The 23499-nt window shown below is 68.7% G+C and carries 22 protein-coding genes; 11 read left to right on the plus strand and 11 right to left on the minus strand.

The annotated features are described in order from the left end of the window. Nucleotides 1-111: 111 nt before the first annotated feature. The 6 genes from QQM39_RS20590 to QQM39_RS20615 all read left to right on the plus strand — a co-directional run bounded on the left by QQM39_RS20590 (nt 112) and on the right by QQM39_RS20615 (nt 4738). A complete protein-coding gene (locus QQM39_RS20590; protein WP_301998646.1) occupies nt 112-558 on the plus strand; it encodes an ATP-binding protein in 447 nt (148 codons plus the stop codon). 64 nt (nt 559-622) lie between these two features. After that, nucleotides 623-970 (plus strand): hypothetical protein, encoded by a 348-nt coding sequence (locus QQM39_RS20595; protein WP_301998647.1) that lies wholly within the window; start codon nt 623-625, stop codon nt 968-970. After that, entirely contained in the window at nt 967-1221 is a 255-nt protein-coding gene (locus QQM39_RS20600; protein WP_301998649.1) for a type II toxin-antitoxin system RelE/ParE family toxin, read from the plus strand. Before QQM39_RS20595 ends, QQM39_RS20600 begins: the two co-directional genes overlap by 4 nt. 184 nt (nt 1222-1405) lie before the next feature. Continuing rightward, nucleotides 1406-2950, plus strand: a complete 1545-nt coding sequence (locus QQM39_RS20605; RefSeq protein WP_301998650.1) for a circularly permuted type 2 ATP-grasp protein — start codon at nt 1406-1408, stop codon at nt 2948-2950. After that, entirely contained in the window at nt 2947-3879 is a 933-nt protein-coding gene (locus tag QQM39_RS20610; RefSeq protein ID WP_301998651.1) for an alpha-E domain-containing protein, read from the plus strand. Before QQM39_RS20605 ends, QQM39_RS20610 begins: the two co-directional genes overlap by 4 nt. A 1-nt stretch (nt 3880) precedes the next feature. Then, the gene (locus QQM39_RS20615) at nt 3881-4738 is read left to right on the plus strand and encodes a transglutaminase family protein (RefSeq protein WP_301998653.1); all 858 of its coding nucleotides are present in this window, start codon (nt 3881-3883) and stop codon (nt 4736-4738) included. Nucleotides 4739-4813: 75 nt separating this feature from the next. On the opposite strand, the gene QQM39_RS20620 is transcribed toward QQM39_RS20615, so the two are convergent. Both QQM39_RS20620 and QQM39_RS20625 read right to left on the minus strand, forming a co-directional pair. Next, a complete protein-coding gene (locus tag QQM39_RS20620) occupies nt 4814-6484 on the minus strand; it encodes a fibronectin type III domain-containing protein (RefSeq protein WP_301998654.1) in 1671 nt (556 codons plus the stop codon). A gap of 138 nt (nt 6485-6622) precedes the next feature. Further along, complete coding sequence (locus QQM39_RS20625) at nt 6623-7750, minus strand: sugar ABC transporter substrate-binding protein (RefSeq protein ID WP_301998656.1); 1128 nt, start codon at nt 7748-7750, stop codon at nt 6623-6625. Nucleotides 7751-7975: 225 nt separating this feature from the next. Between QQM39_RS20625 and QQM39_RS20630 the strand changes: the two genes are divergently transcribed. Continuing rightward, complete coding sequence (locus tag QQM39_RS20630; RefSeq protein WP_301998657.1) at nt 7976-10111, plus strand: PA14 domain-containing protein; 2136 nt, start codon at nt 7976-7978, stop codon at nt 10109-10111. Nucleotides 10112-10133: 22 nt separating this feature from the next. On the opposite strand, the gene QQM39_RS20635 is transcribed toward QQM39_RS20630, so the two are convergent. Both QQM39_RS20635 and QQM39_RS20640 read right to left on the minus strand, forming a co-directional pair. Then, complete coding sequence (locus tag QQM39_RS20635) at nt 10134-10724, minus strand: Uma2 family endonuclease (protein WP_301998658.1); 591 nt, start codon at nt 10722-10724, stop codon at nt 10134-10136. A gap of 160 nt (nt 10725-10884) precedes the next feature. After that, a complete protein-coding gene (locus QQM39_RS20640; protein WP_301998659.1) occupies nt 10885-11352 on the minus strand; it encodes an ATP-binding protein in 468 nt (155 codons plus the stop codon). 245 nt (nt 11353-11597) lie between these two features. Between QQM39_RS20640 and QQM39_RS20645 the strand changes: the two genes are divergently transcribed. From QQM39_RS20645 to QQM39_RS20655, 3 genes are all read left to right on the plus strand, one after another. Beyond that, a complete protein-coding gene (locus QQM39_RS20645) occupies nt 11598-12479 on the plus strand; it encodes a helix-turn-helix transcriptional regulator (RefSeq protein ID WP_301998661.1) in 882 nt (293 codons plus the stop codon). Between the two features lie 10 nt (nt 12480-12489). After that, nucleotides 12490-12693: a DUF397 domain-containing protein gene (locus tag QQM39_RS20650; protein WP_301998663.1), complete on the plus strand. Its 204-nt coding sequence runs from the start codon at nt 12490-12492 to the stop codon at nt 12691-12693. Nucleotides 12694-12838: 145 nt separating this feature from the next. After that, the gene (locus QQM39_RS20655; protein ID WP_301998665.1) at nt 12839-13402 is read left to right on the plus strand and encodes a hypothetical protein; all 564 of its coding nucleotides are present in this window, start codon (nt 12839-12841) and stop codon (nt 13400-13402) included. Between the two features lie 319 nt (nt 13403-13721). On the opposite strand, the gene QQM39_RS20660 is transcribed toward QQM39_RS20655, so the two are convergent. From QQM39_RS20660 to QQM39_RS20685, 6 genes are all read right to left on the minus strand, one after another. After that, entirely contained in the window at nt 13722-14555 is an 834-nt protein-coding gene (locus tag QQM39_RS20660; RefSeq protein WP_301998667.1) for an NAD(P)H-binding protein, read from the minus strand. Nucleotides 14556-14670: 115 nt separating this feature from the next. Continuing rightward, the gene (locus QQM39_RS20665) at nt 14671-15123 is read right to left on the minus strand and encodes a helix-turn-helix domain-containing protein (protein ID WP_301998669.1); all 453 of its coding nucleotides are present in this window, start codon (nt 15121-15123) and stop codon (nt 14671-14673) included. 6 nt (nt 15124-15129) lie between these two features. Beyond that, nucleotides 15130-16311, minus strand: a complete 1182-nt coding sequence (gene dnaJ, locus QQM39_RS20670; RefSeq protein ID WP_301998671.1) for a molecular chaperone DnaJ — start codon at nt 16309-16311, stop codon at nt 15130-15132. 42 nt (nt 16312-16353) lie between these two features. Beyond that, nucleotides 16354-17001: a nucleotide exchange factor GrpE gene (grpE, locus tag QQM39_RS20675; RefSeq protein WP_301998672.1), complete on the minus strand. Its 648-nt coding sequence runs from the start codon at nt 16999-17001 to the stop codon at nt 16354-16356. Then, nucleotides 17001-18845 (minus strand): molecular chaperone DnaK, encoded by a 1845-nt coding sequence (gene dnaK, locus QQM39_RS20680; protein ID WP_301998674.1) that lies wholly within the window; start codon nt 18843-18845, stop codon nt 17001-17003. Before dnaK ends, grpE begins: the two co-directional genes overlap by 1 nt. A 94-nt stretch (nt 18846-18939) precedes the next feature. Continuing rightward, a complete protein-coding gene (locus tag QQM39_RS20685) occupies nt 18940-20004 on the minus strand; it encodes an MraY family glycosyltransferase (RefSeq protein ID WP_301998676.1) in 1065 nt (354 codons plus the stop codon). 219 nt (nt 20005-20223) lie between these two features. Between QQM39_RS20685 and QQM39_RS20690 the strand changes: the two genes are divergently transcribed. After that, nucleotides 20224-22506: a heterodisulfide reductase-related iron-sulfur binding cluster gene (locus tag QQM39_RS20690; RefSeq protein ID WP_301998678.1), complete on the plus strand. Its 2283-nt coding sequence runs from the start codon at nt 20224-20226 to the stop codon at nt 22504-22506. A 57-nt stretch (nt 22507-22563) separates the two neighbouring features. Here QQM39_RS20690 and QQM39_RS20695 read toward each other — a convergent pair whose 3' ends face one another. Continuing rightward, the gene (locus QQM39_RS20695) at nt 22564-23475 is read right to left on the minus strand and encodes a hypothetical protein (protein WP_301998679.1); all 912 of its coding nucleotides are present in this window, start codon (nt 23473-23475) and stop codon (nt 22564-22566) included. Nucleotides 23476-23499 lie beyond the last annotated feature (24 nt).

Below are 23499 nucleotides of genomic sequence, written 5' to 3' on the forward strand. Positions count from 1 at the left end.
GCGGAAGTGCACCGTGCTGCCCAAACCAGGGCCGTACGGCAGAGCCACCTCCCCCCACCCACCTGACGTCCGCCCCGGGCCCTCCGGCCTCGCACAAGGAGGTGCGCTCCCGTGACCGATTCCTGTCCTCCCTCCAACCCCAAAGGCCCCAAGACGTACGACCGTTACGACGCCGTCAGCTACACCCCCTTCCCCCGCAACATCCCCCTCGCCCGCAGACACGTCGCCCGACTTGCCATGGACTGGGGCCACCCCCACGCCGCCGGCGACGCGGCGCTGCTGGCGAGCGAGTTGTGCACGAACGCCCTGCTGCACGGGTGTCTGCGGGACCGCCTGTTCCGGGTGGAGACGTCCCTCACGGGCACTACCCTGCGCGTCGCCGTGACCGACCCGCGAGGCGAGCGACTCCCGTACTCCCGCCTCTCCACCACCGATGACCAGTTCGGCCGGGGCCTGCTCATCGTCCGTACGCTCGCCGACCGCTGGTCCGTAGAGAAGCTCACCGTGGGCAAGACGGTTTGGGTGGAACTGGACGTTCAGGGAGCGGAGTATGCGTAGTCTGCTCGGCCGTCTGAGAAGGTGCCGCAGCGGTACCTTGACCGCACGGCGAAAGGAGACGCACATGGCGATCGAGTGGCAGGAAGCGGTGGCCGAGGCTCGGGACGCCACCGGCTTCACGGGCGAGGTCGTCCAGCGCACCGTCGACGGCATCGGGGCTGCCCTGCGTCTTGACCATCGCGCCGGCTTCTACACGGAGCTGGGCGCCCTGGCCGACTCCGGCGGCTTCGACGCGTTCCTCAACCACTGGTGGACCCAGGCACTCGCCGACTCGGCGGTGGACGAGGACGCACGTGAGCAAGCGATCGACTTCGCCGACGTGGCCGTGGCCCTGTACGCACGAGCCACGGGCGACCCCACGTGCACCCAGGCCGAGATCGAAGCCCTCGTCACGGGAGCGGAAGCCTCTTGAGCTACACCATCATCTGGGAAAGGCCCGCTTCCGACGGCCTCAAGCGGCTCAGGACCCGTGACGGGGACGCCGTGAAGCCACTCCTCAAAGCAATCAACACGCTCGCCGACGATCCGGAGCCCGCCGCGAGCAGCAAGCTCGGCGGCACCAGCCTTCGGCGGTTACGCGTCGGTGTATACCGGGCCACGTACGAGATCGACGGCTCCACGGTGTCGATCAAAATCCTCATGGTCGGCAGCACACCTCTCTGACTACAGCAAAGGCACGGGCTGCCCCCAACGCAGGAATTGCCGGGGGCAGCCCTCTCGTCGTAGTCCTGCCGGTTGGCCGGCCAGGGATTCACCTGGAAAGGCCCCCGGAGGCCCCGCTTCCGCGTGCACCTCCCGGAAATCCCCCAGAGATCACCGCGTTACACACCGCACTTAACGTCAGGCCATGGCGGACATATTTGACGCGTACGCGTTGGCCGACGCGTGGGACGAGATGTTTGAGCGGCCGGGTGAGGTCAGGACCGCCTATGAGCCGGTGCTGGCTGCGCTTCAGCCGATCGAGCCGAGTGAACTGCGCTTCCGGGCCGACCAGATGGCCCGGGCGTTCACCGACAGGGGCGTGACGTACGCCTTCGCGGGCGAGGAGCGGCCCTGGCCGCTGGACCTCGTGCCCAGGATCCTCGACGCGCTCGAGTGGGATCTCATACAACGCGGGGTGGGGCAGAGGGTGCGCGCCCTTGAGGCGTACCTCGCCGACGCCTACGGGCCCGCCCGCGCCTTCGAGGACGGCGTCGTGCCCTGGCGGCTGCTGCTCAACTCCCCGCACTTCCACAGAGCGGCCCATGGGGTCGAGCCACCGGGCGGGGTGCGGATCCATGTCGCCGGGATCGACCTCGTACGGGACGAGGCCGGGGACTTCAGGGTGCTGGAAGACAATGTGCGCGTGCCCAGTGGCGTCTCGTACGTCATCGAGAACCGGCGTGCCATGACCCGGATCTTCCCCTCCCTCTTCGCCGAGCAGCATGTGCTGCCCGTCGACGGGTACGCCCAGCGGCTCCTCGCGGCCCTGCGCGCCGCCGCGCCCGACGGGACCGACGATCCGCGTGTCGTCGTCCTCACCCCGGGTCCCAACAACGCCGCCTACTTCGAACACGCTCTGCTGGCCCGGCTGATGGGTGTGCAGCTCGTCGAGGGGCACGACCTCGTGTGCCGCAACAACCGCGTGTGGATGCGGACGACACGCGGTGAGGTGCCCGTCCACGTCGTATACCGACGGCTCGACGACGACTTCCTCGACCCCCTCCACTTCCGCCCCGACTCGGTGATCGGCTGTCCGGGCATCATGGGCGCCGCCATGGCGGGCACCGTCACACTCGCGAACGCGGTGGGGAACGGGATCGCCGACGACAAGCTCCTCTACACGTACGTCCCGGACCTCATCCGGTACTACCTCGGCGAGGAGCCGATCCTCCCGAATGTGGAGTCCTACCGGCCCGACGAGCCAGGACAGTTGGAAGCGGTTCTCGACCAGATCGAGCAGCTCGTCATCAAGCCCGTCGACGGCGCCGGCGGCCAGGGCATCGTCATCGGGCCCAAGGCCGACCGCGACACGATCGAACGCACCCGCAAAGCCGTGATCGCCGACCCGCGCGGATTCATCGCCCAGCGACCCGTCGCCCTGTCCACCTCGCCCACCCTCGCGGGCGAGCACATGGCACCGCGCCACATCGATCTGCGGCCCTTCGCCGTCAACGACGGCAACGATGTCTGGGTGCTGCCCGGTGGCCTCACCCGGGTCGCCCTCCAGGAGGGCAACCTGATCGTCAACTCCAGCCAGGGCGGCGGCTCCAAGGACACCTGGGTGCTGGCCGAGGGACCCACGGAGTCGCCCGCGCCCCTCAGCGCCGGCGATCCGCTCGCCGTCGCGCCGCGTCAGCTCGGACCCGACGGCACCCCCACCGTCGTACAGGAAGGGGCGCAGCAGCAGTGAACGACGTGATCCTCTCCCGTATCGCCGAGGCCCTGACGTGGACCGGGCGGTATGTCGAACGCGCCGACGCCACGGGCCGCATCCTCGACGCCTACCTCCACCGCATGCTGGAGGACCCCTGGCGTGACGAGGACGTGGCCTGCCGGTCCTTGTACGCGATCCTCGGCATGGACGCCGGCGGCCGGCCCGTCGACATGCAGCAGGTCCTCGACCAGCTGGCCTTCGACGCCCGCTCGACGGGCTCGATCGAGGGCGCGCTGGGCGCCGCCCGGCTGAACGCGCGCAGCGCCCGTGAGGCGGTGTCGTCGGAGATGTGGGAGTGCCTGAACTCGACGTGGCACGCGCTCGCGGACCAGCGGCTCGCCGCCCGCCGCACCGGCCCGTACGCCTATCTGGAGCTGGTGCGCAGACGAGCGGCGCTGTTCTTCGGCCTCGCCGACTCCACCATGAGCCGGGACGACAGCTGGCGTTTCGTCGTCCTGGGCCGCAGCCTGGAGCGGGTGGACATGACCGTACGGCTGCTGTCGGTGCGGGTGCTGGACGCCGCGCACGCGCCCGACTGGCCGACCCTGCTGAGCGCGTCCGGCGCGGACGAGGCGTACGCGCGCGTGTACAGCGGCTTCGGCGACACGCCGAGGGTGGCCGAATTCCTCCTCCTCGACCGGGACTTCCCGCGCTCGGCGCTGCACGCGCTGACCACGGCGGAGGAGTGCCTCACGGCGCTGGGCCGCCCCCGCCAGGACCCGGCGCGCCGCCCGATCGGCCGGATGCGCACCCGCCTCGAATACCTGGACACCCACGCGCTGGAGGACCAACTGCCCCTGCTGCTGCAGGACTTGCAGCAGGCCTGCATCGCCTCGGCGGACGCGGTGGCCGACCGGTTCTTCCCGTACCAGGGGCCCGTCGAGTGGGCCCAGGAAGGAGCGTGAGATGACCACCGCCCAGGGCACTCACCGTCTCCGCATCAAGCACATCACCCGCGTCTCGTACGCCCAGCCCGCCGCGTCCTCGCACAACGAGGTCCGCATGACCCCGCTGACGCTGCCCGGCCAGACCACCCTGGACGCCCGGGTCACCGTCAGTCCGACGGCCACCACCTGGGCGTACTGGGACTACTGGGGCACCCAGGTCACCGGCTTCGACCTGATGGACCCGCACGCCGACCTCACCATCACGGCGTCCAGCCTGGTGGAGACCCACCCGCCGGGCCCGCTGCCCGAGGCGCCCACCTGGCGGGAACTGGCCGAGGAGGTGGCGTCCTCCCGTCTGCTGGAGTTCGCGGGCCCGACCTCCCGTACGACCGTCCCCGACCCGCTCCTCGACAAGGCGCGGGAAGCGGCGGCCGGGCTCGACCCGCACGAGACGGCGCTCGCGGTGTCGACGCTGGTCGCCGACCGGGTGGCGTACCTGCCCGGCACCACGAGCGTGAACACGTCCGCCACCGAGGCCTGGGAGCAGGGCGCGGGCGTCTGCCAGGACCTCACCCATCTCACGATCGCCCTGCTGCGGGGCGTGGGCCTGCCCGCCCGCTACGTCTCCGGCTACCTCCACCCCGAGCGGGAGGCGGAGCTGCACCGGCCGGTCGCCGGGCAGAGCCACGCCTGGATCGAGTACTGGGCGGGCGACTGGTGCGGCTACGACCCCACCAACCGGACGCGGGCCGACGAGTCCCACGTCGTCGTCGGCCGCGGCCGCGACTACGACGACGTCACCCCGCACAAGGGCATCTACCGCGGTGTGCCCGGCGGGCCGCCGGAGGTGACCGTGGAGTTCACGCGGGTGGCGTGAACGGACCCGGGAGGGGCAGGTGGCCGCCGGGAGAGAACTGGAGGTGGTGCGGCCTCCCTCCCGGCCGTTCATGCGTCAGCGGGCGACCATGAACTCCAGCGAGGAGCTCTGCCCACCGACCCGCCCGTAGGCGTCCACGGCGTACACGGTGACCATGCACGGGCCGTTGTACGGCGGGATCCACTCGATGCTGCCCGTCGTGCTCAGCCGGGTACCGCTGAACCCGCAGGCACCGTCGATCTCCCAGGAGTAGCCCTTCAGCAGGCGCCCCTCGTCCCCGGCCCCGGGCTTGGCCGTGACCTGGATGGGCGACCGTGTGCCGCCCGAAGAGACCAAGGTCAGCCGGGGCGCCGCCGGCCCGCTCGCGGTGGCCGGGGTGAGCCGGTCGACGGTGACTTCGCCACTCGGCACCGACTCCACGCCCGCGCTGTCGACGGCGGCGACGTAGTAATACGCCTTGCCCTGCGGGGCGGAGGTGTCGTCGTACGACGTCTCCGACGCGCCGGCACTCCCGAGGAGCGCCCAGCCGCCGATGGCCTCGATGCGCCGGTAGACGCGGTAGCCGGTGACGTCGCCCTCGGACGGGGTCCAGGTGAGGCGGGTGTGCGCGTCGGCGGGCGTGGCCTGGAGGGAGGCCGGGGCGGGGACGCCGGACGCCACGGGTCGGGTGACCGTCGCCGGATCGGAGAGGGGAGCGAAATTCCGGGCGGCGTCGACGGCCTGCACCGTGTAGGTGTACGCCTTCCCCGGGTCGGCCGTGGTGTCCGTCCACGACGTACCCCAGACCGGCTGCGGACCGTCCGGATCCGCCTCACCCACGGGCGCGCCCCACACCTCGTAGTGGTCGACGTCCTTCGACGAAGAGGCCTGCCACGTCAGCGAGTTCCCGGCGGTGGTCCCCAGTGCCGACAGCCCCGTGACCTTGTCCGGCGCGGTCCGGTCGACGGTGGTGACGGCCTGGTCCGCGGTACCGGTCGAGACGTTGCCGGCTCTGTCGTAGGCGCGGACCTCGTAGTAGTAGATGTCACCGGTGACCGGGAGGGTGGCGTCGGTGTAGGTGGTGGTGGAGGTGGTGGTCGTCGCGAGGGGTGTGCCGGGGAAGGCGGCGCCCTTGAGGCGGCGGAAGACCCGATACCCCGCGAGGTCCATCTCCTTGTTCTTCGCCCAGGTGAGCTTGGCCTTGCCGGTGGCGGCGTCGTACGACAGCGAAGTCCCGGTCGGGGTGAGGGGCTTGACCGTGTCGACGGTCGCGGACGTACGGGGGGTGTAGCCGAACTTGACCTTCGCGCTTCCGGTCCAGTTGACGTAGTCGACGCGCAGGGTGTGCTTGCCGGACGGGATGGTGACGTTGACCGTCTTGGACACGGTCGTGGAGACGTTCTTCCACATGTCGATCTTGCGGACACCGTCCAGGTACACCCGGATGCCGTCCAGCCCGGAGGCGGCGAAGGAGAACGGTCCGCCGGAGCCGAAGTCCCGCGTCAGCGTCCACCGCACGCCGAAGTTGTCCTTCGGCAGACCGGTGGCGGGAGCCCCGCTCCAGCTCTGGTCGATCGCGCTGTCGCAGTCGGTCTTCTTCGGCGTACCGGAGAAGGTGGTGTTCGCGAAGAACTGCCGCTTGAAGACGGGCGAGGCGCAGGTCACGGCGGCGGAGGCGGGCGTGGCGACGGCGGTGAGCAGGCCGCCCGCGGTGGCGAGTACGACGGCGGTCGCGGCCGCTGCGGTCGTACGTCTGGCTGGGTTCATTCAGTCCTCAGGTCGTGATCAGGACAGCCCGCCAGTGGGCTGTCCTGATCACGACTCGCGAGGAGCGGGGTTGGTTGTACGTCAGCCGGCTCCGGGGCGCCGGTCAGGCCGGCCGGCGGGACCAGGAGGCCACGAGCGCTACTTCAGGCCGATGGACAGGCAGTCCGCCTTGTACTTGGCGGTGCAGATGTCGGACAGCTGGTAGATCCCGTCGGCGATGACGGTCTCCTTGATGTTGTCCTGGGTCAGGGCGACCACGGGGACCAGCAGGGCGCGGATGGCCTTGTCGGTCGGGCTGTCGACCTGGTCCTGGGTGAGGGAGTCGAACTGGATGTCCTTGCCCTGGACCTTGGCCACGGCCATCTCCGCGGCGCTCTCCGCCTCCTGCGGGTACGACTTGTACACGCTCATGTACTGCTCGCCGCTCACGATCCGCTGGACGCCGTCCAGTTCGGCGTCCTGGCCGGTGATCGGGGGCAGTTCGGTCACGCCCGCGGCGTTCAGGGCCTTGATGACGCCGCCGGCCATGCCGTCGTTGGCGGAGTAGACGCCCTTGATGTTGTTCACGCCGATGGACTTGATCGCCTGAGCCATGTTGGCCTGGGCGTTCTCCGGCTTCCAGTCCTTGGTGTCGTAGGACTTGGCGATGTCCACCGAGCCGTTGAGCTCGGAGAGGGCGCCCGCCTTGAACTGCTTGGCGTTCGGGTCCGTGAGCGAGCCGTTCATCATGACGATCTTGTCGGACGAGTCGACGTTCGGGCCCATGGCCTCCAGCAGGCTGCGCCCCTGCACCTCACCGACCAGTTCGTTGTCGAAGGAGACGTAGGCGTCGATCGGCCCCTCGGCCAGGCGGTCGTAGGCGATGACCGGGATCCCGGCGTCCTTGGCCTTCCGCACTCCGCCGGCGATGGCGTGTGCGTCGACGGCGTCCAGCAGGATCACGTCGACCTGGTCGTCGATCATCTTCTGCAGCTGGCTCGCCTGCTTCTTCGCGTCCGCGTCGGCGTTCAGGTAGACGACCTTGCCCTGCTTGTCCGTGAGCTCCTGGACCTTGCTCCTGATGATGGGGTAGTCGAACTTGTCGTAGCGCGTGTTCGCCGTCTCCGGCAGCAGCAGCCCCACCGTGATGTCGTTGCCCTTGGTCGGGCTCGCCTCACTGCTGCTCCCGGTGACGCCCAGTGCCCCGCACGCGGCCAGCGAGAGGGTCATCGTCGACGCGGCGGCCACGGCTGTGGCGGTACGGCGCAGGGGGCGCATGGGACGCATACAGGAGCTCACTTCTAATGCCTTCGGGACTCGGACGCGCCATTGCGCCCAGATGTCTGAAAAGACAACGCGCCGACGGCCCCCAGCGTCAAGCGGAACTACTTAACGAGTGCGCAACACCACGCTCCGCTGCCCATGTGAAGACAACACGGAACGCCCCCAAACACCCATTACACACCCTCCATCGAACCTCGCTCGAAGAGTCGACCAAGATCCGTACAACCAATGCCATTCCTCACGGGTCCTGATCTGGACAGCTCCTCGACCGCTGTCCTGCACTCGACCAGAGGATCGAATGAACCCAGCCAGACACACGACCGCCGCAGCCGCGACGACGGTCGTGCTCGCCACCGCGGCACCCTGCTCGCGACGACCCCCGCGTCCGCCGCCGTGACCTGCGCCTCGCCCGTCTTCAAGCGGCAGTTCTTCGCGAACACCACCTTCTCCGGTACGCCGAAGAAGACCGACTGCGACAGCGCGATCGACCAGAGCTGGAGCGGGGCTCCCGCCACCGGTCTGCCGAAGGACAACTTCGGCGTGCGGTGGACGCTGACGCGGGACTTCGGCTCCGGCGGACCGTTCTCCTTCGCCGCTTCCGGGCTGGACGGCATCCGGGTGTACCTGGACGGTGTCCGCAAGATCGACATGTGGAAGAACGTCTCCACGACCGTGTCCAAGACGGTCAACGTCACCATCCCGTCCGGCAAGCACACCCTGCGCGTCGACTACGTCAACTGGACCGGAAGCGCGAAGGTCAAGTTCGGCTACACCCCCCGTACGTCCGCGACCGTCGACACGGTCAAGCCCCTCACCCCGACCGGGACTTCGCTGTCGTACGACGCCGCCACCGGCAAGGCCAAGCTCACCTGGGCGAAGAACAAGGAGATGGACCTCGCGGGGTATCGGGTCTTCCGCCGCCTCAAGGGCAGCGCGTATCCGGGCAAGCCGCTCGCGACGACCACCTCGACGTCGTACACGGACACTCCGCCGCCGACCGGTGAGACGTACTACTACGAGGTCCGCGCCTACGACAACGCGGGCAACGAGTCGGCCGGCACGGCGGACCAGCCCGTCACCACGGTCGACCGCACGGGCCCGGCCGCGCCCACGGGGCTCAGCGCACACGGCGACCTGTGGGGCATGATGATCGACTGGGACGCCGCGCCGGACGCGGTCTCCTACGAGCTGTTCGAGAAGGACCCGGCCACCGGCACCCACACCCTGGTCAAGCAGCTCACCGACACGTCCTTCATCCACTACGTGGGCCACAACAAGACGCAGCACACGTACGTGGTCCGGGCCCTGGACGCGGCCGGGAACGCGAGCGGGTACTCGGTGCCCGTCACGTCCGACGGCATCGACCGAACGCCCCCGGACGCGCCGCAGAACCTGCGGGCGAAGGTGACGTCGTCCACGGTGTACCTGTACTGGAACGCGCCGGAGGACCCCACCTCGGTCGAGCTCGCCAACGACGCCCGCTTCACCGTGCTGCGCTCGGGCACCACCCCGGACGTGGATACCGAGATCGTGAACTGCGCCGTGAACGAGTCACTCAACACCCAGGCGCACGAGTACTCGTTCGCGTGCGCCGACGAGGACTTCGAGCTCGACACCACCTACACCTACGAGGTCACCCTCACCGACTGGCAGGGCAACCGCTCCGCCCCCTCCAACCCGGTCACCGTCACCACGGCCGACCGCGTCGCCCCGCTCCCCCTCACCGGCCTGACGGCCACGCCCCGCGCCGACGGCACGGAGCTGCGCTGGAACGCCCCGGCCGACGACGACATCGCCTCCTACCGGGCCCTGCGCGGGGTACGGCAGGACGACGGCTCGGTGAAGTGGATCGGGGAACTGGCGCACTGCGCGGACGACGCCGAGGACCCGCTGGCCATGCTCTGCATCGACATCCCGGACGGCGAGACGTACGTCTACACCGTGCTCGCCGAGGACGTCTGGGGCAACGAGCTGTCCGCGAGCGACCCGTCCGTCCCCACCGTCACCGCCACGGAGCTGAACATCGTCCCGGGCGAGCCGATCGGCCAGGACTTCGAGGCGGGCGGCCCGCTGTACGGCGCCGGTGGCTGGACGGTCTCCGAGTCGGCCAAGCCGATCCAGTGGCACTGCTCCGGCGACATCTGCGCCCAGATCACCGAGTACCGGGTCAGCCGCTGGAACCCCGAGACGCAGAGCTACGACCTGCTGGGCACGGCCTCGCCGACCACCGACTACTACCAGTCCTACGGCGACGTCACCCAGCCGCTGGGCTCCGTCTCCTACTACCGCGTCGTCGGACTCCTCGCCGACGGCACGGAGACGGCGGCCGCGCATCCCTGGAAGATCCGGCCGGACCTGCTCTGATCCCGAAGGCCGGTCAGCCCGGTCAGCCCCGCTTCGGACCCGTGATCGCCTCGCCGATCACGAAGCCCTTGGCGGGGCCTTCGGGGATGGTGACGTCGGTGCCGTAGGGGACACGGTGGATGTCCTCCCAGTCGGCCTTGTCGGGGCGAGGCCCAGTGAAGAGGGTGACGGCGCCCTGGCCGTCGTAGTCGTCGATGAGGACGTACAGGGGGATGCCGGCGCAGGCGTACGCGCGGCGCTTGCGGATGCGGTCGCGGTCCTGGTTGGTCTTGCCGGGTGAGACGACTTCAATCACCACTGACACTGCGGAAGCCTTGATTCCAAGGCCATCCTCATCCTCGATCAGCTCCGCGTCCCGAGGAGCCACGAGCCCGTCCGGGATCCACGCCTTGCGTTGGTGTATCACGTTCGTGTCGTTCCGGGCGCCGTACTCGCTGTCCTTCAGATAAATCGCCAGAGCGTCCCTCAGACGATTGACGACCTCAGAGTGTGCAAAGCGACCGGTGGGCGACACCTCGATGGCTCCCTCGATGATCTCAGCGTGGTAGCCCTCGGGGAGTTCCATGGCCTTCCATGCCTGCCACAGGACCTCGTCCAGGTTGGGGACGTTCAAGGATTCAGCCGTAGCCTCGGACATGGTCTCGGGCCTCTCATGTGCGAGAGCGGTCAAGGTGGCACCTCCTCCTCAAGTGTGGGCTGGGCGTGCTCGCGGCACAAGCAACGCGATCACGGTAGGTACGGCATTGCTGCTGACCAGGACAGATATCCCTGGTTCACCCGTTCGAGTGAAGCCGGAACGATCCGCCGCTCCCGCCGCCCAGCTCGAACCACACCCCCTTCGCGAACCGCCCCGCCCGCTCGTCCGCGACACCCCACAGGTCCGCCATCTCCTGCACGAGCGCGAGTCCCCTCCCCCAACAGGCCACGACCCTGCCTGCCGGGGCCGGGTGAGCGACGACCGGCGGGTCGGGGCTCTCGTCGAACACGCTGACCCTGAAGCGGGCCGGGGTCAGTCGGATGCGGAGCATGGCGGTGCCCTTGGTGTGCAGGTGGACGTTGGTGACGAGTTCCGAGGTGCACAGGGCGGCGGGCATGACGAGGTCCTCGCGGTCGTGGGTGAACAGGACGGCGCGTACGAAGTCGCGGCAGAGGCGCGGCGCGGTGACGTCGGCCGGGGCGAACAGGCTGTAGTCGTACGCGTGTTGGGCGGGGCGGTGCGGGGCATGGCGGGAGGCGTCCATAGGTGGTGGCTCCTGTCAGGTCCGGATGAGGGGGCGCCCCGCGATGGCTCCGCCCGGTCCCGGCCGGCTGCCGGTTCGGGTGCACTTTCGCTTGCGGGCAGGGGGAGTTGAGCGACCCCGATGCGTTATCGGCGCCTCACTCAAGGTAGCGACAGAGGTTTAAAATATTCAAGCCGATTGCTCAGATCGATGGACGAACTACCCCGACCCGGGGAGACTTTGAGCGACCGGAGGAGGAGATACCCGTGGGACTGCGCACCACCATCACCGAACGCCATCGCCGACTGGGCTACGAGCTCAAACAACTGCGCGAAAGGGCAGGTTTGAGTGCAGGTGAGGCCGCCGAGCGGATCGGTATGGGCAGGGCCCAACTGAGCCAGATCGAGACGGCGAAGACAACGATCCTGACGGAACGGCTCCGCGAGCTCTGCCGCCTCTACGCATGCAAAGATGAGACGTACGTCGAGGCCCTGGTCTCCATGTCCGAGGCCACTGGCAAGGGCTGGTGGACCGCCTACCGGAAGCCCATGGAACAGGGGCCTCTGAACATGGCGGAGTTGGAGGCCGGCGCCGCGCAGCTACGGATGCACCAGTCCCTGCTGATCCCTGGCCTGTTCCAGACCGAGGACTACGCGCGATCGATTTTCACCAGCCCCGGCTTGGGCTTCGAACAGATCGAGGACGCCCTGAAGTTCCGCATGGAACGACAGCAGGTGCTCACCCGTGAGAACCCGCCCGCCGTACATGCCGTGATCCACGAGTCGGCGCTGCACATGCGGTTCGGCGGCACCGAGGTCCTTCGCGGTCAGCTGCTGCGCCTCATCGAGCTGGCCCGAATGCCCAACGTCACTGTGCAGATCTACCCGTTCACCTCGCGGGCTCACCCGGCCCTCTCCGGCAACTTCGTACATGTCATCCCCACTGTCGCCGAACTGGGCACTGTCGTGCTCGAACATTTCGGCAGCTTCGACTACTTGGGCGACCGCGAAAGCCTGGACCAGTACGGGGCGGTGTTCGCCAGTCTCACCAAGTACGCCCTCGCCCCCGTCGACGTATCGTTGGCCCCGGAAGCACACTCCGTGAAGGACTCGCTGGCCCTCATCCAGCATCTGCTCTACACCCTTTGAGGAGCCCCGGATGCCTGAACAGCTCACCTGGCAGAAGTCATCGTTCAGCGGCGGCCCGCAGGGCGAGTGCCTCCACGTGGCCACCGCCCCCGACGGAACGATCCGCCTCCGCGAGAGCGACACCCCGGACGTCATCCTGGCCACGGCCCCCGAAGGCCTCGCCGCACTCCTGGACACCCTCAAGGCCGGCCCCGTCGACAACTCCCGCCTCTGACCGGTGTCGCGTGAGCAACTCGCCGATGACGAGGGGAAGTTCAGTATGCAAAGTGAGGCCTCGGCAAGAAAACGTTAAGGAGACCTCCCGCGAGCAAAGTTCGCCATTGCGTAGGCATGTTACCGCTGGTAGCGTCCCCGGCACAATGATCAAGCAATTGCCTGACCAGCAATTGCAGAATGCATGGGGGATTGACTTCGTGAGTATACGAAGCAAGGGAATTTCTGCCGCGATCGCCTTCGCCATGACCGGCGCAATGTGCGGCATCGGCGCCGACGCCGCGTATGCGGATTCGACGGAGGACGCCAGGACCGCAACCGTCGCGCAGGCCGCAACAGCAGGGCAAGTTCGCGCCGGAGCTGACGAGATCTGCGCAGTCCTGGGGATCGGCAGTGGCGCGGCAGCCCTCTCCAAGGCGCTGGCCAAGGGGGCGTCGTGGGTAGGAATCGGCGCCAGCGTCGGGTGCTATCTGTACACGAAGGCGAAGAACGCCACGCCTGCGGAAAAACGAGCCGCCATGATCAAGTCCTACAAGAAATATCAGGCAATGAGCGATCTCAAGAAGCTTGATGCGCTCGGTTACTACTGCCGGAAGAAGGACAGTGGTGGCGGTGGTGGCACTGATGTCGCCCCCCTGAACACGAGGGCAGGGTGGACGGACATCAAAATGAAGGGCGTGACGTACACATGCACAGCCACCGGGGACTGACCGGTCGCCGCGGCCTGGGCTATGGAGAGCGACTCTCATTCTCCATAGCGCTGGTCGTAGTGAGCCTGCTGTGGATCACACAGGACATGGCCTCATGGGCAATCGTCCTGTGCGGGGCTGGTGCAGTCGGTGGAGCACTGGGAGTGCTCTATTTCGGCTGGCGCTACCTTCGCTCACGCGATGATGCGCAATGAGGGTGCTCTCGCCGAGGACTGGCAGGCAACCGGCCGTCTTCTCCAGGTACACGTCCTGGTGACCCGACATCACACGCAAACCCGCACAGCTGAGAGGGTACTCCTGAGAGATCTCCTCGACCGGCTCAGCTGAAGGCGGTGGCGTGCTCCGACACCCATTGGCGGAACGTCCTGGCCGGGGCACCGGCGATTCGGGAAACGGTGTCGCGCACCATGAGCAGTTCGGCGTTGACGGCACCGCCCGTCACATCGAGCATCGCGTCGGCGGTCTCGTCGCCCAGGAGGGCGGCCAGGTCACGGTGGGCCTCCTCCCGGCTGATCTCGGCGAGCGCCACGTCCCGGCCCAGCACGTCCGCGAGGGCTTCCACCTGCTGCCGGGCGGTGATCCGCTGCGGGCCGGTCAGCGCGTACGTCCGCCCTCGATGGCCGGACTCGGTCAGCGCCACCCGTGCCACCGCCGCGATGTCCGCGGGGTGGATCGTGGGCAACCCGATGTCCGCATAGGGCGTACGGACCGCTCCGTGGTCACGGATCGCCTCGGCCCACCACAGGGCGTTCGAGGCGAACTGCGTCGGCCGCAGGATCGTCCACGCCATGCCGCTGCCCTTGAGCAGACGCTCGACGGCCAGGTTCTCCGCGGCCGGGCCCAGGTGCGGATGCGTCTGTACGGTGATGGACGAGACCAGCACCACATGCTCCACGCCCGCCGCCCGGGCGGCTTCGAGGATCTCGGCGTCCGGGCCGAGTCGCGACACGAGGAACAGGGAGCGCACCCCCTCCAGCGCAGGCTTCAGTGAGGACGGCCGGACGAGGTCACCCTCGACCGCCTCGACTCCTTCCGGGAACACGGCCCGCGCGGCATCCCGGGTGAGCCCTCCCAGCGGTCCGGCGTCGATCCCCCGGAGTTCCTTCACGAGGGCGCTGCCTATGTTTCCGGTGGCCCCGGTCACGAGAATCATGCGAGTGACATTAGGACCTCAACCAACCTTGAGGTCAAAGGTCGGCGGAGCCAAAAGGCCCTGGGCCCGCAGGTTCCAAGAGGAACCTGCGGGCCCAGGGCCTTTGACGTCCCCATCAGTCAGAGGTCTGCTGCCGCTTGGGCCGCCACACCACCAACGCGCTGGTCTGCTGCACTTCCTGGTACGGCACCAGGTCCCGGCGGTACGACGCGTGCACCGCCGCCTCGCGCTGCTGCATCGCCGCCGCCGCGCCGTCCAGGGCCGACTGCAGTTCGGCGACCCGGGACTGGAGCGCGGCGACCTGGTTCTCCAGTTCGATGATCCGCTTGATACCGGCCAGGTTGATGCCCTCGTCCTGCGACAACTGCTGGACAGTGCGCAGCAGTTCGATGTCGCGGGCCGAGTAGCGCCGGCCCCGTCCTGCCGTGCGGTCCGGAGACACCAGTCCCAGACGGTCGTACTGGCGCAGCGTCTGCGGGTGCAGGCCGGAGAGCTGGGCCGCCACCGAGATGACGTAGACCGGGGTCTCCTCGGTCAGTTCATACGGGTTGCGTCGACGACCGTCCATCTGAACTCATGCTCCCTTCGCGGCCTCGAACAGCTCCGCCCGCGGGTCCTCGCCCGCGGTCGCCTCGCGATACGCCTCAAGCGCGTCACGAGCCTTCCCCGAAAGGTCCTTCGGGACACTCACCTCGACGGTGACCAGGAGGTCGCCACGGGTGCCGTCCTTGCGGACCGCGCCCTTGCCCCGCGCCCGCATGGTGCGGCCGTTGGGCGTGCCGGGCGGCAGTTTCAGGGTGACCGGCGGTCCGCCCAGGGTGGGGACCCTGACCTCGCCGCCGAGGGCCGCCTCCGTGAAGGTCACGGGGACGGTCACCGTGAGGTTGTCGTCCTTGCGGCCGAACACCGGGTGCGCGGCGACGTGCACGGTGACGTACAGGTCGCCGGACGGCCCGCCGCGCTCACCGGGTGCGCCCTTGCCGCGCAGACGGATGCGCTGGCCGTCAAAGACCCCGGCCGGGATGCGGACCTGCATGGTCCGGGACGACTTCGCCCGGCCGCTGCCCTTGCACTCCAGGCAGGGGTGCTCGGCCATCAGGCCGCGCCCCTTGCAGTCCGGGCAGGGGTCGGTGAGGGAGAAGCCGCCACCGGAACCCCGCGCCACCTGGCCGGTGCCGACGCAGGTCGGGCACACCCGCGGTGTGCCGTTCTTGTCGCCGGTGCCGGCGCAGGCCTTGCAGGGAGACTGCGAGGACATCCGCAGCGGGACCGTCGCGCCCTCGATCGCCTCGGTGAAACTGAGGCTGACCTCGGTGTCGATGTCCTGGCCGCGCCGGGGCTGGGTACGGGTCGTACCCGTGCCACCGCGGTTGAACAGGCCCCCGAAGACGTCACCGAGTCCGCCGCCGAAGCCGCCGGCTCCCCCTTGCCCGCCCTGGGCGCCGCCTCCGAAGAGGTCGCCCAGGTCGAAGTTGAAGGAGCCGCCCGCGCCGCCCGGCCCCGGGCGGAAGCCGCCGTTGCCGAAGAGGGCGCGTGCCTCGTCGTACTCCTTGCGCTTCTTGGGGTCACCGAGGATGTCGTTCGCCTCGGAGATCTCCTTGAAGCGCTCCTCCGCCTTGGTGTTGCCCTTGTTGGCGTCCGGGTGGTACTCGCGAGCGAGCTTGCGGTACGCCTTCTTGATCTCGGCTTCGGTGGCGTCCTTGGGGACGCCGAGGACCTTGTAGAAGTCCTTCTCGATGAAGTCCTTGGTGCTCATCCTCGACGTACCCCCTTCCCGTAGTCCCTCGTCAATTCAACGTCAGCCCTCGTCCGGGCCACCGCTCTCCTTGTCGTCGCCCGCCTCGGTCGCCTCGTCGGCCTTGACCGTCTGCGCGCCCGGCTGGGGCTCGGCGACGGCCACCCGCGCGGGGCGGATGGTGCGCTCGCCGATGCGATACCCCGGCTGGAGGATCGCGACGCAGGTCGTCTCGGTGACGTCCGGCGCGTAACTGTGCATCAGGGCCTCGTGGATCGTCGGGTCGAAGGGCTCGCCCTCCTTGCCGAACTGCTGCAGGCCCAGCTTCGCCGCGACGGTCTCCAGCGACTCCCCGACGGACTTGAATCCGCCGACGAGTTCGCCGTGCTCCCGCGCGCGCCCGATGTCGTCGAGCACGGGCAGGAGCTCGGTCAGGAGGTTCGCGATGGCGATCTCCTTGACCGTGATCCGGTCACGCTCGACGCGGCGGCGGTAGTTCTGGTACTCGGCCTGGAGCCGCTGGAGGTCCGCCGTGCGCTCACCGAGCGCCGTACGCACCTGGTCCAGCTGGGCCACCAGGCCCACGTCTGCTGCTCCGTCCCCGGCCGGGGCCGCCCCCTCCTGAGGGGCGGCCTTCGACTCGGCGTCGTCAGGGGTCGCGCCGGAGGGGACGTCGGGCTTCTCCTCGAAGCCCGGGGTCTCCTCCGTCATTACGCGGCACCGTCCTTGCGCTCGTCGTCCACGATCTCGGCGTCCACGACGTCGTCGTCGGCGGCCTTGCCGCCCGCCGTGGCGCCCTCGGGACCGCCGGCGGCCTGCGCGCCTGCGTCGGCGTACATGGCCTGGCCGACCTTCTGCGAGACCGCGGCGACCTTCTCGGTGGCGGTGCGGATCTCGGCGGTGTCCTCGCCCTTGAGCGCGGTCTTCAGCTCCTCGACGGCGGCCTCGACCTCGGTCTTGACCTCGCCGGGGACCTTGTCCTCGTTGTCCTTGAGGAACTTCTCCGTCTGGTAGACGAGCTGCTCGCCCTGGTTGCGGGTCTCGGCGGCCTCGCGGCGGCGGTGGTCCTCCTCCGCGTACTGCTCGGCCTCCTGGCGCATGCGGTCGACCTCGTCCTTCGGCAGCGAGGAGCCGCCGGTGACGGTCATCTTCTGCTCCTTGCCCGTGCCCAGGTCCTTGGCGGTCACGTGCATGATGCCGTTGGCGTCGATGTCGAAGGCGACCTCGATCTGCGGGACACCGCGCGGGGCCGGCGGCAGACCGGTCAGCTCGAACATCCCGAGCTTCTTGTTGTACGCCGCGATCTCGCGCTCGCCCTGGTAGACCTGGATCTGCACGGACGGCTGGTTGTCCTCGGCCGTGGTGAAGATCTCGGACCGCTTGGTCGGGATCGTGGTGTTGCGCTCGATGAGCTTGGTCATGATGCCGCCCTTGGTCTCGATACCGAGGGACAGCGGGGTCACGTCGAGGAGCAGGACGTCCTTGACCTCACCCTTGAGGACACCGGCCTGGAGGGCGGCGCCGATGGCGACGACCTCGTCCGGGTTGACGCCCTTGTTGGCATCCTTGCCGCCGGTCAGCTCGCGCACGAGCTCGGCGACGGCGGGCATACGGGTGGAGCCACCGACGAGGACGACGTGGTCGATCTCGTTGATGGAGACGCCGGCGTCCTTCATAACGTTGAAGAACGGGGTCTTGCAGCGCTCCAGCAGATCGGCCGTCAGCTGCTGGAACTGAGCCCGGGTGAGCTTCTCGTCCAGGTGCAGCGGGCCCTCGGCGGAGGCGGTGATGTAGGGCAGGTTGATCGAGGTCTCGGTGGAGGAGGACAGCTCGATCTTGGCCTTCTCGGCAGCCTCACGCAGACGCTGGAGGGCCATCTTGTCCTTGGCGAGGTCCACGCCGTGACCGGACTTGAACTGCTGCACCAGGTAGTCGACGACGCGCTGGTCCCAGTCGTCACCACCGAGGTGGTTGTCACCGTTGGTGGCCTTCACCTCGACGACGCCGTCGCCGATCTCCAGCAGGGACACGTCGAAGGTGCCGCCACCGAGGTCGAAGACGAGGATCGTCTGGTCGTCCTTGTCGAGGCCGTAGGCGAGCGCGGCCGCGGTGGGCTCGTTGACGATACGCAGGACGTTCAGACCGGCGATCTCGCCGGCCTCCTTCGTCGCCTGGCGCTCGGAGTCGTTGAAGTACGCCGGGACGGTGATGACCGCGTCGGTCACCTTCTCGCCCAGGTAGGACTCGGCGTCCCGCTTCAGCTTCTGCAGGATGAAGGCGGACATCTGCTGCGGGTTGAAGGGCTTCCCGTCGAGCTCCGTCTTCCAGTCGGTGCCCATGTGGCGCTTCACGGACCTGATGGTCCGGTCCACGTTGGTGACCGCCTGACGCTTGGCGACCTCGCCGACCAGCACTTCGCCGTTCTTCGCGAAGGCGACGACGGACGGCGTGGTCCTGGCACCCTCGGCGTTGGTGATGACGGTGGGCTCGCCGCCCTCCAGAACGCTGACGACGGAGTTAGTCGTGCCCAGGTCGATGCCGACCGCACGTGCCATGGTTGATTCCTCCAGCTGACTTGAGTGGAACGGACTCAAGTGTGCATGACGGCCCCCGCCCGGTCAACAGAGCTGAGTCGACCCCACTCAACTCTTATCCGTTCCTTACACGCAACTGGGCTCTGACCTGCGTAGACGTGGCCTGAGCGGGCGGCCGAACGGCACCCCCCACGGGGAAAGAGGGGTGACGGCGGGGTGCGTAGGGCTTGACGAGCAGGAGTCCGAATACGGCGATGAGGGCGCCCGCCCCCACCCAGAACGCCCCCGACTCGGCAAGCCATCCCATGTGCACGAGAACGGCGACGAGTACCCCGGAGAAGGCCGCCACCCCCAGGACGACGGTCGCGGCCGGCGGCGTGAGGCCGAGCCGGCGCAGGCGATGGGCGAGGTGGTCGGGGCCGCCCCGCGGCAGCGGCCGCCCGGCCAGCCGACGGGACAGCGCCACCAGGAGGACGTCGGCGGTGGCGAGCGCGGTGAGTGCGTAGAGCACGCCCATGCTCGACACCGGATCGTGGCCGGTACGGGTCATGACGGCCGTCGACGCCAGCACGAACCCGACGAACAGGGATCCGCACGCCCCGAGCCCGACCCGCGCGGGATGCCAGTTGTGCATGAGGAAACCGGTCAGGGCGGCGGCCAGCACGCTCAGCAGCACGGCCAGTTCGTCCATCACCTCGGCCGCCGCCAGCAGTCCGACGCCGAACGCGGTGACGACCCCGACGGTGCCGGCCAGCCCGTCCGCATGGTCGAGCGCCTTGAAACCGAGGGCGACGAGGACGATCCAGCCGACGGCCGGCACCCCCAGCAGGAAGCCCGTCTCGCCGTACGGCACCACGCAGGCCGCCGCCACGGCCGTACCGCCGACCAGGAACCGCGCCTTCACCCGCCGCACGTCGGCGACCAGCCCGAGCACGGCGACGGCGCCCGCGGCCATCAGCAGCCGCTCGATCTCCGGCCCCAGCGGGGCGAAGCCCGTCCACTCGCCCGCGGCGACGACCAGGCAGGTCACGAGCACGACCCCGGCACCGCCGAGCAACGGCAGCGGCCGCTGGCGCCGACGGTCGACGATGCCGAGGCGCAGGGCGGGCAGCCGGAGCAGCGCCGCGAGGAAGGCGGCGAGGAGTAGCGAGGTGGTGGCGGCTGCGATCCCGTAAAGCACGGGGCTAGGTTAGTGCCGTATATACCATTTCGGGATGAATAACACGATCGGTTCTTAAGGCAACCCTCAGCGACTCACATCACTCCGCACCTGGCTACAGTGCGGCAGAGGATGCGGGTAGTCTCAGACAGACTGAATAAGTTACCGCTCAGTAATGTCCTCTCAGTAATGTCGAGGCACCCCCTCGAACCACCCCTCGCAGGCCCGAGGAGCCCCGAAATGCAACTCGCCGCGATCATCGTGTCGCTGGTGCTGACCGTGGTCGGCGTTGCGCTGCTCGCACGCGCCATCGGCCAGTTCGTCCGGTACTTCAAGCTCGGCCAGCCCGTGCCCGCCGGCACCCGGACCGACAACCCCTACCAGCGCAGTGTGACCCTGGTGCGGGAGTTCCTCGGCCACACCCGGATGAACCGGTGGGGCATCGTCGGCTTCGCCCACTGGTTCGTGGCCGTCGGCTTCCTGACGCTGCCGCCCACCCTGGCCCAGGCCTTCGGCCAGCTCTTCCAGGCCGACTGGACGCTGCCGATCATCGGCGGGTTCCTGCCGTTCGAGCTGTACATCGAGTTCATCGGCGTGATGACCATCCTGGGCATCGCCGTCCTGATGGTCATCCGCCTGCTGAGCCTGCCGTCCCGGGCGGGCCGCAAGTCGCGCTTCGCGGGCTCCAAGGCCGGCCAGGCGTACTTCGTCGAGTACGTCATCCTCACCATCGGCCTCGCGATCTACGTGCTGCGCGGCCTGGAGGGTGCGATCCACCACGTGGAGCACTACGAGGCCGCGTACTTCGCCTCGTATCCGCTGGTCCTGGCCTTCAAGGGCCTGAGCGTCTCCACCCTCCAGACCCTGATCTACTTCACCGCGATGGTGAAGATCAGCACCTCGTTCATCTGGATGATCGTGGTCTCGCTCAACACCAACATGGGTGTGGCCTGGCACCGCTTCCTGGGCTTCCCGAACATCTGGTTCAAGCGCAACGCGACGGGTGAGACCGCCCTCGGCGCCCTCCAGCCGATGACCTCCGGCGGCAAGCCGATCGACTTCACCGACCCCGGCGAGGACGACGTCTTCGGTGTCTCCCAGGTCGAGCAGTTCTCCTGGAAGGGCCTGCTGGACTTCTCCACCTGCACCGAGTGCGGTCGCTGCCAGTCGCAGTGCCCCGCCTGGAACACCGGCAAGCCGCTCTCCCCCAAGCTCCTGATCATGTCGCTGCGCGACCACGCGCACGCCAAGGCGCCGTACCTGCTGGCCGGCGGCGGCAAGACCATGGAGGGCGAGGAGAAGGCCTCCGAGGAGCAGCTCAAGGACGTCCCCGCGGCCGCCCTCGCGGAGGCCGAGCGCCCCCTGATCGGCACCGTCGAGGAGAACGGCGTCATCGACCCGGACGTCCTGTGGTCCTGCACCACCTGCGGCGCCTGCGTCGAGCAGTGCCCGGTGGACATCGAGCACATCGACCACATCGTCGACATGCGCCGCTACCAGGTGATGATCGAGTCCGCGTTCCCGTCCGAGGCGGGCACGATGCTCAAGAACCTGGAGAAGAAGGGCAACCCCTGGGGCCTGGCGAAGAAGCAGCGCCTGGAGTGGCTGAAGGAAGTCGACTTCGAGGTGCCGGTCGTCGGCAAGGACATCGAGGACCTCACCGAGGTCGAGTACCTGTACTGGGTCGGCTGTGCCGGCGCCCTGGAGGACCGGGCGAAGAAGACCACCAAGGCCTTCGCCGAGCTGCTGCACATGGCGGGCGTGAAGTTCGCGATCATGGGCGGCGACGAGAAGTGCACCGGTGACTCCGCCCGCCGCCTCGGCAACGAGCCCCTGTTCCAGGAGCTCGGCATGGAGAACGTCATGGCCCTGAACATGGCGTTCGGCGAGGAGATGGACGACGAGGGCAACGTCACGCCCGAGTCGAAGAAGCCGAAGTCGGCGAAGAAGATCGTCGCCACCTGCCCGCACTGCCTCAACACGATCGGCAACGAGTACCCGCAGATCGGCGGCGACTACGAGGTCATCCACCACACCCAGCTGCTCCAGCACCTGGTGGACGAGGGCAAGCTGGTCCCGGTGACCCCGGTCGAGGGCATCATCACCTACCACGACCCCTGCTACCTGGGCCGCCACAACAAGATCTACACGCCCCCGCGCGAGATCATCGCCAGCGTCCCGGGCATCCGCAACGAGGAGATGCACCGCCACAAGGAGCGCGGCTTCTGCTGTGGCGCCGGTGGTGCGCGGATGTGGATGGAGGAGCGGATCGGCAAGCGCATCAACAACGAGCGCGTCGATGAAGCTCTCTCGGTCAACCCGGACATCGTCTCGACGGCCTGCCCGTTCTGCCTCGTCATGCTGACCGACTCGGTCAACGGCAAGAAGAACGACGGCAAGGCCAAGGAGTCCATCCAGGTCGTGGACGTCGCCCAGCTGCTGCTGGAGTCGGTCAAGACGCCGGTGGACCCCGAGGACACGGCGGAGACGGAGAGCGAGCCGGAGCCCGAGCCGGTGAAGTAGCCGCTACGGCCGCCCCGGCGCCCCCTGTCCACATCGGGCAGGGGGCGCCGTCGTACGTCAGCCGATGCTGCGGACCGAGGTGAAGACGTGGCCCAGCAGAACGAGGAGGAACGCGCCGAGGACGCAGAGCATCTGGGGGACGCTCGGGGTCTGCCCCAGCAGCAGGGGAAGCCATCCCCAGAGCAGCGCCCCTGCCAGCACCGCGCGCACGGTCTGGAGCGGGGCCGACCAGGCCAGTTCCTGGAGGTCGTCGGCGTCGGGCACGAGGGTGAACACAAGGCCCAGGACGGCGCCGATGAGCCCGATGACGACGAAGGCGATCACCGACCCGGTGCCCAACTCGTCGTCCTGGAAGGCACTCCAGCGATTCCCGGCGAGCGCGTGCAGGTCCTTGCTCTCGTTGGCGTAACCGCCGAGCTCCGGCGCGGACCGGGCCCACAGGACGTCGATCTCGGTTCCCTGGCGCGGCTTCTCGTACGTGTAGGCACCGCGCACGGTGAGCCGCTCGGCACCGCCGGGCACGGAGACCACCAGCCGTGACGCGTACCCCTTCACGCCGCCTTCGCCGTCGGACTCCTCGCGGGTCGACTGCCGCTCCATGACCCTCGCGCTGCTGACCTCGGCACCCGCGTCGCGCAGGGCGTCGAGCTTCTCCCCCGCGTTGGCGGAGGTGAGCAGGGCGACGAAGAACACGGCGGAGGAGAACGTCACGAGCAGCCAGACCGCCCCCGTGCGGAGCTTGACCCAGACGTCGCCCGTGAACGTGTCGTCGTCGGGCTCGTCGCGCAGCACCCACAGCGCGATCGCACGCACCACCGCACATCCCGCGGCGACGGCGCCCCAGACGAGGGGCCCGTGCCAGGGCCGCGACATGGCGGTCGCCCCCAGCAGCCACGTACACGCGACGGCCGTCGCGATCCACCCCGCCGACGCGCACAGCCGTACGATCCACACCAGCGCAGTACCCATGTGCCCTCCCCCGAGGGGCGTCCC

The organism is Streptomyces sp. DT2A-34 (genome assembly GCF_030499515.1).
GTDB lineage: Bacteria > Actinomycetota > Actinomycetes > Streptomycetales > Streptomycetaceae > Streptomyces.

Coding starts and splice junctions, on each gene's coding strand:
- QQM39_RS20695 (WP_301998679.1), bottom strand. CDS start 23,475: ATGGGTACTGCGCTGGTGTGGATCGTACGGCTGTGCGCGTCGGCGGGG.
- QQM39_RS20650 (WP_301998663.1), top strand. CDS start 12,490: ATGCCTGAACAGCTCACCTGGCAGAAGTCATCGTTCAGCGGCGGCCCG.
- QQM39_RS20655 (WP_301998665.1), top strand. CDS start 12,839: ATGATCAAGCAATTGCCTGACCAGCAATTGCAGAATGCATGGGGGATT.
- QQM39_RS20625 (WP_301998656.1), bottom strand. CDS start 7,750: ATGCGTCCCATGCGCCCCCTGCGCCGTACCGCCACAGCCGTGGCCGCC.
- QQM39_RS20605 (WP_301998650.1), top strand. CDS start 1,406: ATGGCGGACATATTTGACGCGTACGCGTTGGCCGACGCGTGGGACGAG.
- QQM39_RS20620 (WP_301998654.1), bottom strand. CDS start 6,484: ATGAACCCAGCCAGACGTACGACCGCAGCGGCCGCGACCGCCGTCGTA.
- grpE (WP_301998672.1), bottom strand. CDS start 17,001: ATGACGGAGGAGACCCCGGGCTTCGAGGAGAAGCCCGACGTCCCCTCC.
- QQM39_RS20665 (WP_301998669.1), bottom strand. CDS start 15,123: ATGGACGGTCGTCGACGCAACCCGTATGAACTGACCGAGGAGACCCCG.
- dnaJ (WP_301998671.1), bottom strand. CDS start 16,311: ATGAGCACCAAGGACTTCATCGAGAAGGACTTCTACAAGGTCCTCGGC.
- QQM39_RS20630 (WP_301998657.1), top strand. CDS start 7,976: ATGCCATTCCTCACGGGTCCTGATCTGGACAGCTCCTCGACCGCTGTC.
- dnaK (WP_301998674.1), bottom strand. CDS start 18,845: ATGGCACGTGCGGTCGGCATCGACCTGGGCACGACTAACTCCGTCGTC.
- QQM39_RS20615 (WP_301998653.1), top strand. CDS start 3,881: ATGACCACCGCCCAGGGCACTCACCGTCTCCGCATCAAGCACATCACC.
- QQM39_RS20660 (WP_301998667.1), bottom strand. CDS start 14,555: ATGATTCTCGTGACCGGGGCCACCGGAAACATAGGCAGCGCCCTCGTG.
- QQM39_RS20690 (WP_301998678.1), top strand. CDS start 20,224: ATGCAACTCGCCGCGATCATCGTGTCGCTGGTGCTGACCGTGGTCGGC.
- QQM39_RS20595 (WP_301998647.1), top strand. CDS start 623: ATGGCGATCGAGTGGCAGGAAGCGGTGGCCGAGGCTCGGGACGCCACC.
- QQM39_RS20640 (WP_301998659.1), bottom strand. CDS start 11,352: ATGGACGCCTCCCGCCATGCCCCGCACCGCCCCGCCCAACACGCGTAC.